The sequence below is a fragment of the Aureimonas sp. D3 genome, assembly GCF_001463805.1.
GTDB lineage: Bacteria > Pseudomonadota > Alphaproteobacteria > Rhizobiales > Rhizobiaceae > Aureimonas > Aureimonas ureilytica_A.
Map to the genome: position 1 here is coordinate 102,806 of NZ_BBWM01000029.1, position 17,504 is coordinate 120,309.

Consider the following 17,504-nt stretch of genomic DNA (forward strand, 5'->3'; position numbering starts at 1 on the left):
GCCTTGAGCGCATCCAAGACCCCGCCCGGCGCGAGTGGGCGGGCCGCCCTTCCCTATCCCAATCCGGACCCCGCGCTCTGGCCACGCTATGGCGCGCTCGGATGGCTCGCGCGACTTCAGCTCGTCTGGCGCGAGCGGCGCTATCGCCAGCGGGGCAAGGCAACGGGCGATTGCAGCCTGACGCAAGTCAAGCCGATGGCCGCCGCGCCGGGGCCGCGCGACATCGTGCTGATCACGGTGGTGCGCAATGCGATGGCGACGCTGCCCTCGTTTCTCGACCATTACCGGCGGATGGGCGTGCAACATTTCGCCGTCGTGGACGACGCCTCCACGGACGGAAGCCGTGCCTTTCTCAAAGCGCAGCTGGACCTCGCGCTCTTCACCTCCGCCGGCAATTTCCTGACCTCGGGCGGCGGTCTCGTCTGGCGCGATAGGATGCTGGACCGGATCGGCCGGGGCCGCTGGGTCCTCTCGATCGACAGCGACGAATATCTGATCTTCCCCGGCTGCGAGACGCGCCCGCTGCAGAGCTTCGTGACCGATCTCGAACGCGTCGGGCTGAAGCGCGCCATGGCGCCGATGATCGATCTTTACCCGGAAGGGCCGATCGGCGGCGTCGAGCCATCAGCCGATGCGCTGAGCCCGCCGACCGCGCTCTGCCCGCTCTTCGACGGCTCCCATTATGAGGTGGCAGACGAAAAGTTCTGCACGTCCATTCGAGGCGGTCCGCGCAACCGTGTCTTCGGGACACAAATGCGGATGACGAAGTTCCCGCTTCTTTATGCCGACGCGGCGCTGCATTTTGCGACCAACACCGCCCATGGCCCGCTGCCGCTCGCGCGCAATTTCGCCCCGCCCGACGCGGTGCTGCTGCATCAGAAATTCGCGCCCGGCGCGGTGGAAATCTTCCGCACGCTGGCGGGCGAGGAAGCGCATTTCAACGGCGCGGAATTCTACAAGGCGATCGTGAAGAGCGACGAGTTCGGCCCGCACACGGACTTCCGCTACGAGGGTTCGCTGCGCTTCCAGTCCTCGGAAGATCTCGTTCGTCGCGGCTTCATGCGCGACCTCAGAAACTAGAAGGGCGGCCCGAAGGCCGCCCTGTTCGTCAGGCCGCGAAGACCACGAGCAGATCCTTGGCGTCGATCTGATCGCCAGACCGCACATGCACGGCCGAGATGGTTCCGTCCCGCTCGGCATGAAGCGCGGTTTCCATCTTCATCGCCTCGATAGAGAGGAGAATGTCGCCGGCCTTCACCGCCTGACCCGGCTGCACGGCCAGCGTCGAGACGACGCCGGGCATGGGGGCGGCGACATGGGCCGGGTTGCCGGCTTCCGCCTTCGGTCGAGCTGCGCCTGCGCCGCCCGCTTTGGAACGGTCCGGCACCTTCACCCGGCGCGGCTGGCCGTTCAGCTCGAAGAAGACCGTGCGACGGCCCTTCTCGTCCGTATCGGCCGTGCCGAGGCAGCGCACCACCAGCGTCTTGCCGGGTTCGAGATCGACCAGAATCTCTTCTTCCGTGCCGATGCCATAGAAATAATTGGCGGTCGGCAGGGTCGAGACCGGGCCATAGGTTTCGGCGGCCAGCGCGAAATCCGTGAAGACCTTGGGATACATGAGGTAGGAGGCAAACTCCTGATCGGAAATCTTCCGGCCGAGCTTCTCCTCGATCTTGGCGCGCTCGGCGGCAAGATCGGCGTCGGGGATCAGCGAGCCGGGACGAACCGCGATCGGCGCCTCGCCCTTCAACGCCTTCCTCTGCAAGCCTTCCGGCCAGCCACCGGGAGGCTGGCCGAGATCGCCGCGCAGCATGGCGACCACCGAGTCCGGGAAGGCGATGTCGCGGGTCGGGCTTTCCACGTCCGCGACCGTCAGATCCTGCGCCACCATCATCAGCGCCATGTCGCCCACGACCTTGGAGGACGGCGTGACCTTCACGATGTCGCCGAACATGGCGTTGGCGTCGGCATAGGCCTGCGCCACTTCGTGCCAGCGGGTCTCTAGTCCGAGCGAACGCGCCTGCTCCTTGAGGTTGGTGAACTGGCCACCCGGCATTTCGTGGAGATAGACTTCCGAGGCCGGTCCCTTCAGATCGCTCTCGAAGGCCGCATACTGGTTGCGCACCGCTTCCCAATAGAAGCTGATGCGGCGGATGGCTTCCTGGTCGAGCCCCGGATCGCGCTCCGAACCACGGAGCGCCTCGTTCAGCGACCCGAGGCACGCCTGCGAGGTGTTCCCCGACAGCGCGTCCATCGCCGCATCCACGGCATCGACGCCCGCGTCCACGGCGGCAAGGATGGTGGCCGCCGCGATGCCAGACGTATCATGCGTGTGGAAATGGATGGGCAGGCCCACCTCGTCCTTCAGCGCCTTGACCAGAACCCGCGCGGCGGCGGGCTTGAGCAGACCCGCCATGTCCTTCAGGCCCAAGATATGCGCGCCCGCGCGCTCCATCTCCTTGGCGAGATTGACGTAGTATTTCAGATGGTACTTTGAGCGGGCGGGGTCGAAGAGATCGCCCGTATAGCAGATCGCGCCCTCGCAGAGCTTGCCCGATTCCAGCACCGCGTCCATCGAGACGCGCATGTTCTCGACCCAGTTCAGGCAGTCGAACACGCGGAAGAGATCGACGCCACCGCTCGCGGCCTCGCGCACGAACTGCTTCACTACATTGTCGGGATAGTTGGTGTATCCGACGCCGTTGGAGCCGCGCAGGAGCATCTGCAGAAGGATGTTGGGCGCCTTTTCGCGGATCAGCGACAGGCGCTCCCATGGATCTTCGGTGAGGAAGCGCATGGCGACGTCGAAGGTCGCCCCACCCCAGCATTCGAGCGACAAAAGCTGCGGCAGCGCGCGCGCATAGGCGTCCGCGATGCCCACGATGTCATGCGTGCGAACGCGGGTCGCGAGCAGCGACTGATGCCCGTCGCGCATCGTCGTGTCGGTGACGAGAACCTGGGGCTGCGCGCGCATCCACTCGGCGAAGCCCTTGGCCCCAAGCTCTTCCAGCTTCTGGCGGGTGCCCGGCCGGATCTCGCCCCGGAACTGCGGCGCGACCGGCAGGCGCGCGTCGGCGGGCGGGCGCGGTCGGTTCTTGGTCTCTGGATGGCCGTTGACGGTCACGTCGGCCAGATAGGTCAGGAGCTTGGTGGCGCGGTCGCGGCGCTTCACCTGCGCGAACAGTTCCGGCGTCGTGTCGATGAAGCGCGTCGTATAGGAATTGTCGGCGAAGGCCGGGTGCGTGATGATCGCTTCGAGGAAGGTGAGATTCGTCGCCACGCCCCGGATGCGGAATTCGCGCAACGCGCGATGCATGCGCGCGATCGCTTCCCTTGGGCTGGGGGCCCAGGCCGTCACCTTTTCCAGAAGCGGGTCGTAGAAGCGCGTGATGATCGCGCCCGAATAAGCCGTGCCGCCGTCCAGACGAATGCCGAAGCCCGTCGCGCCGCGATAGGCGGTGATGCGCCCATAGTCGGGAATGAAATTGTGCTCGGGGTCTTCGGTCGTGATGCGGCACTGCAGCGCGTGACCGTTAAGCTTGATGTCGGCTTGCGCCGGCACGCCCGATTCCGGCGTGCCGATGGCCGCGCCGTCGAGAATATGAATCTGCGCCTTCACGATATCGATGCCGGTGACGACCTCCGTCACCGTATGCTCGACCTGGATGCGCGGGTTCACCTCGATAAAGTAGAACTCGCCCGAATCGGCATCCATCAGGAATTCGACCGTGCCCGCGCCGACATAGTTCGTCGCCGCGCAGATCGTGCGCGCATAGGCGGCGAGTTCGCGGCGGCGCTCGTCGTTCAGGTAAGGCGCGGGCGCGCGCTCCACGACCTTCTGATTGCGGCGCTGGATGGAGCAGTCGCGCTCGAAGAGATCGACCACGTTGCCATGCGTGTCCCCAAGGATCTGCACCTCGACATGGCGCGCGCGCTCGACCAGCTTTTCGAGGTAGACCTCGTCCTTGCCGAAGGCGGCCTTGGCCTCGCGTTTGGCTTCCAGCACCTCGCGCGCCAGGTCTTCGGCCTTGCGGATGGCGCGCATGCCGCGCCCGCCGCCGCCCCAGGAGGCCTTGAGCATCACCGGATAGCCGATCTCCTCGGCAAGACGCGCCACTTCCGCCATATCGTCGGGCAGCGGATCGGTGGCGGGCACCACGGGCACGCCGACCTCGATCGCGAGATTGCGCGCCGCGACTTTGTTGCCCAGCCGGCGCATCGTTTCCGGCGATGGACCGATGAAGGTGATGCCGTTGTCGCGGCAGGCATCGGCGAATTCGGGGCTCTCCGACAGGAGGCCATAGCCGGGATGGATCGCATCCGCGCCCGACTGCTTGGCGACGCGGATGACCTCTTCGATCGACAGATAGCTTTCGATGGGGCCGAGATCGCGCGAGAGATGCGGGCCGCGACCGACCTGATAGCTCTCGTCGGCCTTGAAGCGATGCAGGGCGTATTTGTCTTCTTCCGCCCAGATCGCGACGGTCTTGAGGCCCAGCTCGTTCGCTGCCCGGAAGACGCGGATCGCGATTTCCGAACGGTTCGCCACGAGAATCTTCGCTATCGCCAACTGCCCATTCCCCCAAATCGACGTTTCGATAGCGAACTAACGCCAAGTTCCGCCGCGTTGCAATGCAGCAGCGAAGAGCGATTGTATCGAAGCGCAAATTCTCCATACTGGAACCATTCCAGGGAGGAGGCTTGCCATGTGTCATCTGTTTTCCGGGATTCCACTCTCGCAATACGAGAGCGAGACGCGCTCGGTGCGCCTTGGTGGCCACGCCACGTCGATCCGTCTGGAAGCGGTCTATTGGCAGGCGCTGGAAGAGCTGGCCCGCTCGCAGGGCATGACGCTGCCACGCTTCCTGACCGTGCTCTATGACGAAGTGCTGGAGCTGCATGGGGAGGCGCGCAACTTCACCTCGCTTCTGCGCTGCGTTTGCCTTCAGGACGCCGAGCGACGCAATGGGGCCGCGCCCAAGCCCATGGTGCGCGTCGCGGCCTGACGTCGCCTTTTCATTCGGCCTCCGGCCTTGCGGCCGGAGGCTTTGGCAGAGGCGCTATTTCGCCTTGGCGGCTTCGTCCAGAAGCGCGGTGAAACTCGGCTGCGCCTTGCCGGGGTGCTTCACCGCACGCGCGGCCTCCAGATTGTCCGGCTTGCCCGCCACCACCAGCGCGACCATGCCCATGCCGTAATGCGGCGTGCATTTGATGCCGTAGACACCCTCCTTCTCGATCTTCAGCGTGTAGGGATGGTTGAAGCCGCTCTTGAAGGGCTCCACCCCGTCCGGCCACATGCCCTTGATCGACTCGGCATTGTGCCCCGGCTGCGTCGGCACGAAGGTGACCGTGTCGCCCGGTGCGGCGACGATATAGTCCGGCTCGAACACCATCGCGCCCTTGACGCCGAGATTGAGCATCTTCACCTCGTGGTCGGCCGCCTGTGCGGCCGGGGCGAAGGCACAGACGAGGGCGAGAAGGCCAAGGGCGCGGGCAGTTCCGTTCGGCATGTCGATGATCCGTCGTTGCGAGTTTCAAATATTGGGGCGCGCCGGCGCCAAGGGAGGAGAGAGGCACCGGCGCGGCGGCGTCCAGCCCAAGGGGAGAGCGGGCCGGACACCGCGACCAACGGGCCGGTCGGCCATAGCCCGCCTTTTCCGCGTAGGGCGAGGCGAGCCAGGGCGCGGAGCCCGCGCAGTCCGGTCAGAGTTCGCCGCGCGCCATGCGCCCGGCGATATGGTCGGCCTGACGCAGCGCCAAGGCGACGATGGTCAGCGTCGGGTTTTCCGCCGCGCCCGTGGTGAACTGCGAGCCGTCGGAGACGAAGAGATTGGGAATGTCATGCGTCTGGCCGAAGCGGTTGACGACGCCGTCGCTCGCCTTCTCGCTCATGCGGTTGGTGCCGAGATTATGGGTCGAGGGATAGGGCGGCGTGTGGATGGTGCGCACCGCGCCGACCGCCTCGTAGATGGCCGAGCCCTGCTTGTAGGCATGGTTGCGCATCGCCGTGTCGTTCTCGTGATCGTCGAAATGGACCGAGGCGACGGGCATTCCGAACGCGTCCTTCTCGTCCGCCAGCGTGATGCGGTTCTCCTCGCGCGGCATGTCCTCGCCCACGATCCAGAGCCCGGCCATGTTCTGGTACTGGTCCATGGCGCTGGAGAAGTCCCGGCCCCATTTCTGCGGGTCGAGGAAGGCGGCCATGAAGGGCAGGCCGAGCGACAGCGTCTCGAACTCGTATCCCCCGGCAAAGCCGCGGCTCGTATCGTGGCGCGCCTCGTCGCGAACGATGCCCGCCATGGTTGTGCCGCGATACATGTGCACGGGCTTGTCGAAGATGCCGTAGACCGAGCCCGTGGTGTGGCGCATGTAGTTGCGCCCGACCTGACCGGACGAATTGGCGAGCCCGTCCTTGAACTGGTTCGAATGCGAGTTGAGAAGCAGACGCGGGCTTTCGATCGAATTGCCGGCGACCGCCACCGCCCTCGCCTTCTGCCGCTGCTCGACGCCGTTGGCATCGGCATAGACGACGCCCGTCACCTTGCCTTGTGCGTCATGCTCGATGCGCAGGACCTGGCATTCCGGCCGAACCTCCAGCTTGCCGGTCGCCTCGCCCTTCGGGATTTCGGCGACGAGCGTCGACCATTTGGCGCCGGACTTGCAGCCCTGGAAGCAGAAGCCGAGCTGCATGCAGGAGCCGCGATCGTCGCGCGGCTCGGAGTTGATGGCCATGCGGCCGGTATGGACTTCTTTGTAGCCGATCTTCTTGGCGCCGGCCTCCAGCACCTTGAAATTGTTGTTGCCCGGCAGACCCGGAATGCCGTTGGTGCGTGTCACGCCCATCCGGTCCTCGGCCTGCGCGTACCAGGGTTCCAGTTCCTTCAGGTCGATCGGCCAGTCCAGGAGATTGGCCCCGGCGATCTCGCCATAATGGGTGCGCGTCTTGAACTCGTGTTCCTGAAAGCGCAGCGAAGCGCCGGCCCAGTGGACGGTCGATCCACCGACGGATTTCACGATCCAGGCCGGGAGATTCGGGAAGGTGCGGGAAATGTCCCAGCTTCCCGAGGTCATGCGCTTGTCGGTCCAGGCGAGCTGGCTGAACGAATCCCATTCGTCGTTGATGAAATCCCAGGTCTCGTGCCGCTTGCCGGCTTCGAGGATGACGGTGTCGATGCCTTTCAAGGCCAGCTGGGTGCCGAGCGTTCCGCCGCCCGCGCCCGAGCCGACGATGACGAACACGCTGCCGTCGTTGAGGTCGTAGGGTGCTGCCATGATTGTTCCTCCCCGCCGCGCGCAGGCCGGGCTTCGTCTCGCTGCGAAGCCTCTTGCGGCCCGCCGGGCGTCTTCATGCGATTGAAGCCCGCGAAACCGGCGATCAGGTCAGCCAGTTGATGTCGTTGAAGCCGCGCTCGAGATAGCCGCCCTTGTCGAAGGAGGAGCCCTCGTAGCCGAAGACGGGCCAGAGGTCCTTCTGGTTGTAGAGCCCGACCACCAGATTGCCGCGCACCTTCTGGAAGAAGGGCGTCGGCTCGATCGCTTTCAGCAGCGCCACGCGGTCCGCCTCGCCCGCGACCTTGGCATAGGGCACGCCATGCGCCGCAGCGGCCGCCTTGTTGAGCGCGGCCATGCCATCTTCCAGAAGGGTCAGCTGGTCGGGCGAGCCGCGCGCCGCCTCATCCAGGATTTCGACGGCCGTGGCGTAGTGCTTGTCGGCGATCTTGTCGTGCGGATAGCAGTCCCGCGACATCTGGACGAGCGAGGCGAAGGTTTCGGGCTTGGTGGCCTTGGGCATCTGCGCCCAGGCCTTGCCGGTGACGAGCCCGTTCGGCAGGACGGCAACGGTGAGGAGCGTGGTGCCCGCCCCTTTCAGAAAGACACGGCGGGACAGGCCCGGCGCAGCAAGAGACCGCGTGGTCATTCATTCCTCCCAGATGAAATGGCGGCCGCCCCTCGAAGCCTCCCAGCCGGGGCGGCGGCAGAAATCAGGCGAAGCGCCAGCTCCGCTCGAGAACCTCGATCTTGTAGCCATCGGGATCTTCGATGAAGAAGAAGCGCGCGGCATTGCCATCCGGCGTCTTCAGCTCCTTGATGTCCTTGGGCGAGAGGCCGGCGGCCTTCAGCCTCTCGTGCTCGGCTTCGAGACCGGAGACCGAGACGGCCAGATGGCCATAGCCATTGCCGAGATCGTAGGGCCCGGACTGCCCCTTGTTGACGGTCAGCTCCAGTTCGAAATCCGTCTCGGCATTCTTCATGTAGATCAGGGTAAAGCTGTCGAAATCGATCCGATCGGCGATCTCCAGCCCGAAGGCGGTGCGATAGAACTCGACCGAGCGCGCTTCGTCGAGCACGCGGATCATGGAATGGATGAGCTTGGCCACGCGAAACGAACCCTGACTGAGGCCCTTCCCTTGGATCGGAAGGGATCATTGAACAATCAACAGATTAAGGACGGTTTTTGGGTGAAGGGTAGTAGCCCGATACGACAATGCCGGTCCCCTTTGACGCATCGCGGCAAAGATCACCCTCTTGTCCTGCGGCCGGGATCGGTTCACAGGCTGCTCGCATGACGAAAGCGGAAGCGGGCGATCCACTCGCCACCATCGAAGTCGCCATCGTGGGCGGGGGGCCGGCAGGGCTGGCGGCAGCCGAGATGCTGGCCGCGCGCGGGCGGACCGTCGGCGTGTTCGACGCCATGCCGAGCTTCGGGCGCAAGTTCCTGCTCGCTGGCAAGTCCGGCCTCAATCTCACGCATTCCGAACCCTATGAGCGTTTCGCCGCGCGCTTCGGCGAGGCGAATGCGCATCTTGCGTCGGCTCTCGAAGGGTTCACCCCGGAGGCCGTTCGAGCCTGGGCCGAGGCGCTCGGCGCACCGACCTTCGTCGGCTCGTCGGGCCGCGTATTCCCCGTCGCGATGAAGGCCTCGCCGCTGTTGCGCGCCTGGTTGAAGCGGTTAAGGGAGGCCGGCGTGCGCTTCTTCCCGCGCCATCGCTGGCTGGGGTTCGAGGGCGCGGCGCTTCGTTTTGCCACGCCCGAAGGTGAGCGTCTGGTCCCTGCGAGCGCGACGCTGCTGGCAATGGGCGGAGCCAGTTGGCCGAAGCTCGGTTCGGACGGCACATGGATGCCCATTCTCCAAAACCTCGGCATTGAGACCGCCCCGCTCCGCCCGGCCAATTGTGGATTCGACGTTGATGGGAGCGCGCCGCTGCGCGAGCGTTTCGCCGGCGCGCCGGTGAAAGCGGTCACCGCGCGCTCCAGCGCAGGACAGTCTCAGGGCGAGTTCGTGCTGACCAGGAGCGGCGTCGAAGGCAGTCTCGTCTATGCCCACGCGGCGGCCCTGCGTGATGCGATCGAGCGGGACGGCAGCGCTTGCCTCGAACTCGACCTCGCGCCCGGCCGCGCCCTGTCCGATCTCGCGGCGTCTCTCGCCCGCCAACCTGCCAAGGCGAGCTTCTCGACCCGGATGCGCAAGGGCGCGGGGCTGGATGCTGTGAAGACCGCGCTCCTACGCGACGGCACGTCCGAAGCGGAACGCGCCGATCCCGCTCGTCTCGCGGCCTCCATCAAGGCTTTGCCCCTTCGGCTCCTGCGCCCGCGCCCGATCGCGGAGGCGATCTCGTCCGCCGGCGGCATCGCGCTCGGTGAACTCGACGCGCGCTTCATGCTGACCCAGCGCCCCGGTCTCTTCGCGGTCGGCGAAATGCTGGATTGGGAAGCGCCGACCGGCGGCTATCTCCTGACCGCCTGCCTGGCCACCGGCCGCGCCGGGGGCCTTGGCGTGGACGCATGGCTGGGCGAAATCGCCAAGAAAGCCCGGAGCCGAGCCCGAAAGACCGTCAAGGCCATTCAGCCCTGACTTCGCCCACCTCGGTTCCCTGCCAATTGCGCAGATGGGTGCGCGACAGGCTGTCGTAGCGCTCCGCGAGGTCCGCATCGTGCCCCTGCCAAAGTCGGGCCAGCGTCGCGGCGACGGCCGCCTCTGCCGCGCGCGTCGCGCCATCCTCCGCCTTCAGGGCGAAGCCCAAGCCCAGCTCGGGCACCGCGCCACAGAAAACGCCTTCCGCGCCCGTCTTGGCGAAGACCCGGCCGGGCGCGGCTTCCATCAGGCGCAGGCAGGCGCGCTTCGTGCCCGACATCAGCCAGGGCTCGGCCATGCAGGCCGCCATCAGCCTTTGCCCGGCGCGCGCACGCTCCGGGGCAACGCCCTCCCCGCTCGCCAGCCGCGCGAAGCCCTGGGCCAGGTTTCGCAGCGGTGCGGCATAGGTTGGGATCGAGCAACCATCAATGCCCATCGGCAGGTCGCCTTCCTCCAGTCCGGTGACATTTGCGATGGCGGCCCGCACGCGGCGCTGAACGGGATGCTCCGCGCCGACATAGCTCTTCGGGTCTTCCCCCAGATGAACGGCCGTGCAGAGAAAGCCCGCGTGTTTGCCCGAGCAATTGTTATGAAGCTGCGTCGGCTGGAGACCGCGTCTCGCCAGCGAAAGCGCGACAGGCTGATCGAAGGGCCAATGGCATCCACATTCGAGATCACCTTCGCCGAGCCCAGCTCTCTCGAGCATCGTGCCGGCGAGTTCCACATGCCCGTCCTCGCCCGAATGCGAGGCGCAGCACAGCGATAAGGCGCGCGCGTCGAGCCCGAAGCGATCCGCCGCCCCGCTTTCGATCAGCGGTAGCGCCTGAAAGACCTTCACCGCCGAACGGGGAAACACCGGCGTCCCGACATCTCCGTGGGCGACGACATCGCGGCCCGCGCCGTCCACCACGGCCAGGCTGACATGATGTCGGCTCTCCACAGAACCGCCTCGGGTGACCTCGATGGTGATCGGCTTCATGTCCTGTCCTTTCCGGTCTCGGCGGGGCATGGCGGCCCTCAGCGTCGCATGGCATGTTCGTTCGCTCGCCTCGTCCCCATCTGACGAAGCGAACCTGCCTATCACGCTCTGTCAAACCGGCCGAACCATGCTGATTATCAGACCGCTTCTTTTGGCCTTCGTGCTGATCTATCTCCTGCCGGCCGCGCTGGCGACCGGGCTTTGGTGGATGGGCCAACATCCCACGAGTTGGAGCAAGGCGGATTGGAGTTCCGCATCACTTCTGCCGCTTGCCGGCGAGGATAAGGACGCAGCGGTCTATATTCTGGCGGCGCGCACCGGTGGCCTTAAGGGCGCGCTGTCCGAACACTCGTGGATCGTCACCAAAGCCCCTGGCGCGCAGCGATACGAGCGCTACGACAAGGTCGGCTGGGGCATGCCGATCCGTCACAACGGCTATGCGGCGGACGGGCGCTGGTATTCCAACGAGCCCCGCGTCGTCGCGGCACTGCATGGCCGAGCGGCCGAAGCGGCACTGCCTGACATCGCCAGCGCCATCCAATCCTACCCCTTCGCCGCGCGCGGCGGCTACCGCATCTTTCCCGGCCCGAACAGCAACAGCTTCGTGGCTCATGTCCTGCGGGAGGTTCCGGCGCTCGGCGCGGTCCTGCCGCCGGCCGCCGTCGGGCGCGACTACCCGACCGACGGGCGCCTCGTCCGGCTCGACCGGGAGGCGGGGCAGTTCAGCGTTTCGCTGTTCGGTTATGCCGGCCTGTCCATCGGGATGCAGAGCGGCTTCGAAGTCAACCTGCTCGGCCTCGTCGCGGGCATTGATCCCTTCCGCTGGCAGATCAAGATCCCCGCCTTTGGCGCGTTCGGCTTCGCACCGCGCATCGCCTGACACGTCTCGGGCGAGGCACCGGTCCATTTGCAGATCGGCGCAAGTTTGATAGCGAACAGGCGACCAGCCAGATTTGGGGGAAGCGGATGTTTCTAAGCTGCGGCGATGCCTTGTTCGATGTGTTTGCCGGCGGCGATGAAGCCGATGTGGCGTCGATCTCGCTGAATGGCCGGATCGGAGGGTCGCCATTGAACGTCGCCCTCGGTCTGGCGCGCCTCGGCCATTCGACCGGCTATTTCACCAAGGTCTCGGGAGATCCGTTCGGCCGACGCATCCGCGCCTTCATGGAGCGCGAAGGAATTGCCCAAGACTTTCTGATCGACACCGATCGCAATACGACGCTCGCCATGGTCTCGTTGTCGAGCGCCGGGACGCCGCGCTACGACTTCTACATCGAAGGCACGGCCGATCGCTCCATCGAGCCGACGGAAGTCCCGACCTCGCTGCCGAACGAAATCGAGGCGATCCACCTCGCCTCCTACTCGACGGTGACGGAGCCGACCGCCAGCGCCCTCGCCCGGCTCGTTGCACAGGAGCACGCGCGCCGCTTCATCTCCTACGATCCCAATATCCGAGCCAGCATTGAGCCCGATCTCGACATCTGGCGCTCGCGCATCGGCGCGACGGTGCCTCTTTCCGCGCTGGTTAAAGCCAGCGAGGAGGATCTGGAGCAAGTCTATCCCGGCCGCGCGGTCGAGACGGTTCTGGCGGACTGGCTGTCGGCCGGCGCCTCGCTTGCGGTGGTGACGCTCGGAGAGCATGGAGCGATAGCCGCCAACCGCTCGGGGGTGACGGTCCGAGTGCCGGGTCGCTCCGTTGCAGTTGCCGACACGGTGGGCGCGGGCGATACGTTCCAGGCGGCTTTGCTGGCCGGGCTCAAGGAAGGCGGTAATCTGAGCGCCGAGGCCGCAGGATCGCTGGGCGAGGATGCCCTGACCGGACTTCTGGATTTCGCGGTGCGTGCCGCTGCCATCACCTGCTCGCGCCGGGGTGCCGACCTGCCGCGCCGGGCCGATCTGGACCTTCCGCCCCTCGTTTGATGACAAGTTCTTAAGCCTGGAAAGGGCCGCGCGGTGGTCACCGCGCGGCCCTTTTTCATGTCCATCGTCCACAGAACGCAAAAAACCCGCCGCGACTCACATCGCGACGGGCTGAAGAGAAGACCAGCCTCCGGAAAGGCCGATCGACCAATCTTAGTTGAAGCGGAACGAAGCCTTGGCCCAGACCGTGTGGAAGTCGAGGTTGGACGAGGAGTCAGCGTTGAACGAGGTCTGCGTGACGCCGTTCGTGTAGGTGATCTTCGTGTCGGTCTTGCCGAGGTCGGTGTAGAGGTACTCGAGGCCGAGCGAGAAGTTCGGCGTGACGAGGTAGTCGACACCGGCGCCGACGGCGTAGCCGACGTCGTCCGAGTTCGAGTTGACGGTCGGGATGAAGCCGTTCGTCGCGCGGAGCGTGCCCGGAGCGAAGTACTTGGTCTCGGTGTCGGCGTAAGCCAGACCGCCCGTGGCGTACACGGCGAAGCGGTCAGCGGTCACGCCGAGCTTGGCGCGAACGGTGCCGACGAAGTTGATGTCGTTCGACAGGCCGAAGGTGTCGACGACGCCCGGAGCCGAAGTGATGTTGTAGGTCGAGTTCGACTTCGCGTCGATGTAGTTGATGTCGGCGACGGCACCAACCAGGAAGTTGTTGATCTGGTAGTCGTAGCCGATGTGCACGCCGCCGATGAAGGCTGCGTCGTTGCTGTCGCGCGAGTTACCCGAGAACTGGGTCGTCGTGAACGTGCCCGTGCCTGGGTTGTAGCGGACGTCGCCCGCGTCGCGGTTGAACGCAACACCGGCCTGGCCACCGACGTAGAAGCCGGTCCAGGAATACGCAGGAGCCAGAGCGACAACCGGCGCCGCAGGCTCTTCGTACACGACGTCAGCGGCCAGAGCCGGCGTCACGAAAGCGGTCGAAGCGAGAAGAAGGGCAAAGCGATTCATGTTCGATACTCCACTGTCGCCTTGGCGACGTTTAGTGCTGCCAAACCTTTCGGCTCGGAAGCTCAGACCCGATCGTTCGGGCTTGGGACGATTTATGGTTCGACACCGTGCCTGAACAATGGCACCATTTTCGATACCGACCGCTGTGTGGCCACCCGGCAACAGCCTGATGATCCGCCAGCAGCGTTCGAACGGAGATTTAAACCGACAATCTTAAGGTTCGTTTAACTGCGCGAATTGCCCCATCACCGCCAAACAACTGACGCAAAAGGGGTTTCCCTCCTCATGCCGCTCAGATCACGCTTTCGATCGAACGTAATGAAGAGTTGAAGGCTGACGCGGGGCTGAAATACGCCGCCTGCCGAGCGGAGTGGGTATTGCGGGGAAAACGGGGACGAACTCTTTTTTCTGAGTCGCCGTCGTCTTGCCGCTTTCGGCGCAGCCCAAGTCTGCCTTCCCCTCACCACTTTGTTGCCATCTTTGACTAAAGAATCAAGCCTCGTCTGGGCTAGAATGCGTGGCTGACGCACAGGCGGAGCATAGGCCACGGATTTCGACCGCCGCATTTTCCAGCTTGAACCGTTGCCGCTGCGCCAGCGCTGCCAGCGCCGCGTCGAGGGTGGCGTCCGTCGCCTCGCTGACTTGGCCACAGGTCTGGCAGATGGAAAAGATCGTCGCGTGGTGGTGGTCGCCGTGGTGATGGTTGCACGCAACGAAGGCATTGAGGCTTTCGAGCCGGTGCACGAGATGGCGCTCGGACAGGGAGCGCAGCGCACGGTAGACCTGCAAGGGCGCCTTCAAGCCATCGCCGCGCAGACGATCGAGAATTTGATAGGCCGTGTGCGGCCCGCTCTCGTCCCGCAGGACGGACAGGACGAGCGTTTCGTTGCGGGTCAGGCGGAGTTCGTCTTTCATGCCGCGACGGGCTCCATCGATGTCGAGGGATCGAAAGCGGAAGACCTTGGCCTCGAACGGAAAAAGGGCAGAGGGACGAAAAGTCCCCCTGCCCCTTCAGGTAACGATCCGATCGGCTCGACACAAGCCGACGCGGGGATCCGTCAGGCATAGAGATCCATCACTTCGGCCAGAAGCTTCAGCGCATCCTCGCGCGAGCGCTGGAAGGAGTTGCGACCGATGATCGAGCCATTGCCGCCGCCGTCGCGGATGGCACGGACTTCATCGAGCAATTCTTCGGTGTTCTTCGCAGCACCGCCCGAGAAGACCACGATGCGCTTGCCCGCGAAGGACGCCTGCATGATGTGGCGCACGCGATCGGCCCCCGTCGTGACGGGAATGGCGTTCTTTTCGTAGGTGGACTTTGCCTCGGCGAGGTCGACGTGATCGGAGGGCAGCTTGACCTTGATGATGGTGGCTCCCAGCAGCGCGGCCATATGCGCGGCATAGGCGATGATGTCGACGCCCGTTTCGCCGGCCTTGGTCACCTTGCCGCCGCGCGGATAGGACCAGACCACCGTCATCAAACCGCGCGACTTGGCCTGCAGCGTGATCTCGCGAAGCTCCTCCATCATGCCGTAGGACGCTTCGGCACCAGGATAGATCGTGAAGCCGACGCCGACGCAGCCAAGGCGCAGGGCATCTTCCACCGTGCCCGTCAGCGCCTGATCCTGGGCATTGACGAGCGAGTTGCCGCTGTTGAGCTTCAGGATCAGCGGAACCTCGCCGGCGAACGTGTCGGCGCCCTGCTCCAGAAGACCGAGCGGGGCGGCATAGCCCGAAACGCCCGACTCGATCGCCAGCTCATAGAGATAGTGCGGATCGTACGCGGCCGGATTGGGCGCGAAGGACCGCGCCGGACCGTGTTCGAAGCCCTGATCCACGGGCAGGATCACCAACCGCCCCGTGCCTGCCAGACGCCCATGCATGAGAAGGCGCGACAGGTTGGACTTCAGTCCCGGCGTCTCGCCCTCGTACCAGGACAAGATCTTGCGGACGGTTTCGGTTCTCAGCATGGTTTCCTCAATCCTCGCCAGCCGCTCGCTTCTCGGCGGCCCCGGTTCCGTATTAACGAGGTCTTTCGCAGCGTAAAGCCGTTCGCTCACGGCCCAACACATTAAAATCGTTTGAATTTTCCCAACGATCCCGAGGCCGCCCCTGCAACCTCATTCCCCGCTCCCGCGTTAAGAAGTGTGGCCATGGAGGGGCGAAGCGATGCGTGGGCAGATGATGTTCCCAACAGGATTCGGCTGCGATCCGACCGTGGCAAGCGGACAAGACCTTCGGGCCTATCCCGTGCCCCGTACGCGCGCGACGACGCCTCGACGCGCCCCCATTCAAGGCGCGGACATCCGCCTCATGGCGCAGGGTCGCGTTGCAAGCCGGCTGGAAGAAATCGAGGCGCAGCGCAGAACTTCCAGATCCGGCGGCATGGCGCCGGCGCTCTGGTCCTCTGCCGCCATCGGGCTTGTTCTGGCCGGAAGCCTTTATTTCCTGAACTATTTCTGATCGGGCGAGCGGGCATGGACCGACCGCCCCGTCCCCGATGACTCGAGCCAACAAAAAAGGCGGGCCGAAGCCCGCCTTTCCTTTGTGTTCAAATGCCGCGCGCTCAGTCGCGGTAGTAGCCGGCCAGACGATCGGTGCGGCCGACCGCGCCGCCCACAGCACCGACGATGAGGCCAAGGAGAAGGCCGACGAAAGCCACGAAAGCGCTGGTAGAGGCGGTCTCGGCAGCCTTGGTCGCGGCTTCGCGAGCTTGCGCGACGGCCTGGTCATACTGGCCCTGGAACTGGTTGAGGCGCTGCTCGGCTTCCTGCGTGCTGATGCCAGCCTGCGAGGAGATGGCGTTGACGGCGCTCTGGCGCTGCTCAGGCGTCGCGTCGCGGCCAAGACCCTTGAAGATTTCCGTGACAGCCGCGCCCAGATCCTGCGTGCCGGCGGCCTGACGAGCGTTCTGCGCGGCCTGATTGGCCTCGTTCTGCACCTGATCGGCGGCCTGATTGGCCTGCTGCTGGCCGCGCGCCAGGAGCTGCTGCGCCTGCTGGCGAAGCTGCGGCGGCAGGGAATCCAGCGAATTGGGAACAACCGCCCCAGCGGCCTGACCGATGGAGGAGATCGTGGAGCCGAGCGCGCCGAACGTGTTGGAGATCAGGGCGGATGCGCCGCTCGTCAGGAGATAGACGATCACGAGCGTCGAGGTCGCCCAGGTCGTGATGCCGTGCAGGGCAGCGTCGCGGCGCATAGTCGAACCGGCAAAGCGCGCAGCCGCGTAGCCCCCGACGAAGGTCGCGATCAGGACTGTCAGCGCGGTCCAGATGCCACCGACCGACGAGAAGGAGGCGAGCGAAGGCGTATCGCCGGACATCGGGTCGATCGATGCAAGGCCGATGCCCAATCCCAGAAGGGCCAGCATGATCTGGACGACGAGCGTCAGAATCGTGCCGGCGATGATGGCGCCCCACGAGATGCGACGAATTCCCACGCCCGCGACAGCGCCGCGATCCACAATATCGACCATATCTTCACTCCAAACTCGGGTGGCGCATCGCGCTCACGAAAGGCGGGCCTCGGACGAGGCACCATGGTCTAGGTAAATGGTCGGCCACGACACTCTTCCAGATGTGCCGTGCGCTTTTTCTTGTGCACGAACGAAATGCGACGCGGTGACTTCGATCCGGACTCGCCCGCCCATCACTTGGCGAAGGTGATCGTAAGTTTTACTTTGATTTCCTGATACCTGCTGATTCCAGCGGGCGCTTCCAACCAGACCTGTCGCGACGCCCCGCGCCCATTTGCTTGTCGAAGCGAGTTGACGCTTTTCGTTCCACGCTCCAATCCATGAGACTTGTCTGG

The 17,504-nt window shown here is 65.1% G+C and carries 16 protein-coding genes; 6 read left to right on the plus strand and 10 right to left on the minus strand.

The genetic code is table 11. The features are described from left to right. The first annotated feature begins 3 nt into the window (after window positions 1-3). On the plus strand, window positions 4-1,080 hold the full coding sequence (locus AUL36_RS07810) for a glycosyltransferase family 2 protein (RefSeq protein ID WP_062219523.1): 1,077 nt from the start codon (window positions 4-6) through the stop codon (window positions 1,078-1,080). Window positions 1,081-1,108: 28 nt separating this feature from the next. Here AUL36_RS07810 and pyc read toward each other — a convergent pair whose 3' ends face one another. Continuing rightward, complete coding sequence (pyc, locus tag AUL36_RS07815; protein ID WP_062219525.1) at window positions 1,109-4,570, minus strand: pyruvate carboxylase; 3,462 nt, start codon at window positions 4,568-4,570, stop codon at window positions 1,109-1,111. Window positions 4,571-4,706: 136 nt separating this feature from the next. Here pyc and AUL36_RS07820 point away from each other — a divergent pair, with 136 nt between their 5' ends. Continuing rightward, window positions 4,707-5,006: a ribbon-helix-helix domain-containing protein gene (locus AUL36_RS07820; protein WP_062219527.1), complete on the plus strand. Its 300-nt coding sequence runs from the start codon at window positions 4,707-4,709 to the stop codon at window positions 5,004-5,006. A gap of 54 nt (window positions 5,007-5,060) precedes the next feature. Here the strand turns inward: AUL36_RS07820 and AUL36_RS07825 are convergent, their stop codons facing one another. From AUL36_RS07825 to AUL36_RS07840, 4 genes are all read right to left on the minus strand, one after another. Continuing rightward, entirely contained in the window at window positions 5,061-5,510 is a 450-nt protein-coding gene (locus tag AUL36_RS07825; RefSeq protein WP_062219529.1) for a pseudoazurin, read from the minus strand. A gap of 193 nt (window positions 5,511-5,703) precedes the next feature. Beyond that, a complete protein-coding gene (locus AUL36_RS07830) occupies window positions 5,704-7,272 on the minus strand; it encodes a GMC family oxidoreductase (protein WP_062219531.1) in 1,569 nt (522 codons plus the stop codon). 103 nt (window positions 7,273-7,375) lie between these two features. Next, window positions 7,376-7,918 (minus strand): twin-arginine translocation signal domain-containing protein, encoded by a 543-nt coding sequence (locus tag AUL36_RS07835; RefSeq protein ID WP_062219533.1) that lies wholly within the window; start codon window positions 7,916-7,918, stop codon window positions 7,376-7,378. A gap of 64 nt (window positions 7,919-7,982) precedes the next feature. Beyond that, window positions 7,983-8,378, minus strand: coding sequence for a VOC family protein (locus tag AUL36_RS07840; RefSeq protein WP_062219535.1), 396 nt, complete (start codon window positions 8,376-8,378; stop codon window positions 7,983-7,985). A gap of 185 nt (window positions 8,379-8,563) precedes the next feature. Between AUL36_RS07840 and AUL36_RS07845 the strand changes: the two genes are divergently transcribed. Further along, complete coding sequence (locus tag AUL36_RS07845) at window positions 8,564-9,853, plus strand: TIGR03862 family flavoprotein (protein ID WP_062219537.1); 1,290 nt, start codon at window positions 8,564-8,566, stop codon at window positions 9,851-9,853. Here the strand turns inward: AUL36_RS07845 and AUL36_RS07850 are convergent. Next, a complete protein-coding gene (locus AUL36_RS07850; protein WP_062219539.1) occupies window positions 9,834-10,832 on the minus strand; it encodes an asparaginase in 999 nt (332 codons plus the stop codon). The two genes, AUL36_RS07845 and AUL36_RS07850, sit on opposite strands and share 20 nt — an antisense overlap. 127 nt (window positions 10,833-10,959) lie before the next feature. On the opposite strand from AUL36_RS07850, the gene AUL36_RS07855 reads away from it, so the two are divergent. Continuing rightward, a complete protein-coding gene (locus tag AUL36_RS07855) occupies window positions 10,960-11,712 on the plus strand; it encodes a DUF3750 domain-containing protein (RefSeq protein WP_062219547.1) in 753 nt (250 codons plus the stop codon). A gap of 86 nt (window positions 11,713-11,798) precedes the next feature. Then, the gene (locus AUL36_RS07860) at window positions 11,799-12,752 is read left to right on the plus strand and encodes a carbohydrate kinase family protein (RefSeq protein WP_062219549.1); all 954 of its coding nucleotides are present in this window, start codon (window positions 11,799-11,801) and stop codon (window positions 12,750-12,752) included. A gap of 153 nt (window positions 12,753-12,905) precedes the next feature. Here the strand turns inward: AUL36_RS07860 and AUL36_RS07865 are convergent, their stop codons facing one another. From AUL36_RS07865 to AUL36_RS07875, 3 genes are all read right to left on the minus strand, one after another. Continuing rightward, window positions 12,906-13,694 (minus strand): outer membrane protein, encoded by a 789-nt coding sequence (locus tag AUL36_RS07865; protein ID WP_058600200.1) that lies wholly within the window; start codon window positions 13,692-13,694, stop codon window positions 12,906-12,908. Window positions 13,695-14,186: 492 nt separating this feature from the next. Beyond that, complete coding sequence (locus AUL36_RS07870; RefSeq protein ID WP_062219551.1) at window positions 14,187-14,609, minus strand: Fur family transcriptional regulator; 423 nt, start codon at window positions 14,607-14,609, stop codon at window positions 14,187-14,189. A 143-nt stretch (window positions 14,610-14,752) separates the two neighbouring features. Next, entirely contained in the window at window positions 14,753-15,664 is a 912-nt protein-coding gene (locus tag AUL36_RS07875) for a class I fructose-bisphosphate aldolase (protein WP_058600198.1), read from the minus strand. 280 nt (window positions 15,665-15,944) lie between these two features. On the opposite strand from AUL36_RS07875, the gene AUL36_RS07880 reads away from it, so the two are divergent. Further along, the gene (locus AUL36_RS07880) at window positions 15,945-16,157 is read left to right on the plus strand and encodes a hypothetical protein (RefSeq protein WP_210168847.1); all 213 of its coding nucleotides are present in this window, start codon (window positions 15,945-15,947) and stop codon (window positions 16,155-16,157) included. A gap of 103 nt (window positions 16,158-16,260) precedes the next feature. On the opposite strand, the gene AUL36_RS07885 is transcribed toward AUL36_RS07880, so the two are convergent. After that, a complete protein-coding gene (locus AUL36_RS07885; protein ID WP_058634738.1) occupies window positions 16,261-17,169 on the minus strand; it encodes a hypothetical protein in 909 nt (302 codons plus the stop codon). Window positions 17,170-17,504 lie beyond the last annotated feature (335 nt).

What these genes read in the sequence shown, in the direction of transcription:
- AUL36_RS07885 (WP_058634738.1), bottom strand. Translation starts at nt 17,169, where the DNA reads ATGGTCGATATTGTGGATCGCGGCGCTGTCGCGGGCGTGGGAATTCGT.
- AUL36_RS07845 (WP_062219537.1), top strand. Translation starts at nt 8,564, where the DNA reads ATGACGAAAGCGGAAGCGGGCGATCCACTCGCCACCATCGAAGTCGCC.
- AUL36_RS07875 (WP_058600198.1), bottom strand. Translation starts at nt 15,664, where the DNA reads ATGCTGAGAACCGAAACCGTCCGCAAGATCTTGTCCTGGTACGAGGGC.
- AUL36_RS07860 (WP_062219549.1), top strand. Translation starts at nt 11,799, where the DNA reads ATGTTTCTAAGCTGCGGCGATGCCTTGTTCGATGTGTTTGCCGGCGGC.
- AUL36_RS07820 (WP_062219527.1), top strand. Translation starts at nt 4,707, where the DNA reads ATGTGTCATCTGTTTTCCGGGATTCCACTCTCGCAATACGAGAGCGAG.
- AUL36_RS07835 (WP_062219533.1), bottom strand. Translation starts at nt 7,918, where the DNA reads ATGACCACGCGGTCTCTTGCTGCGCCGGGCCTGTCCCGCCGTGTCTTT.
- AUL36_RS07825 (WP_062219529.1), bottom strand. Translation starts at nt 5,510, where the DNA reads ATGCCGAACGGAACTGCCCGCGCCCTTGGCCTTCTCGCCCTCGTCTGT.
- AUL36_RS07855 (WP_062219547.1), top strand. Translation starts at nt 10,960, where the DNA reads ATGCTGATTATCAGACCGCTTCTTTTGGCCTTCGTGCTGATCTATCTC.
- AUL36_RS07850 (WP_062219539.1), bottom strand. Translation starts at nt 10,832, where the DNA reads ATGAAGCCGATCACCATCGAGGTCACCCGAGGCGGTTCTGTGGAGAGC.
- AUL36_RS07865 (WP_058600200.1), bottom strand. Translation starts at nt 13,694, where the DNA reads ATGAATCGCTTTGCCCTTCTTCTCGCTTCGACCGCTTTCGTGACGCCG.
- AUL36_RS07870 (WP_062219551.1), bottom strand. Translation starts at nt 14,609, where the DNA reads ATGAAAGACGAACTCCGCCTGACCCGCAACGAAACGCTCGTCCTGTCC.
- AUL36_RS07830 (WP_062219531.1), bottom strand. Translation starts at nt 7,272, where the DNA reads ATGGCAGCACCCTACGACCTCAACGACGGCAGCGTGTTCGTCATCGTC.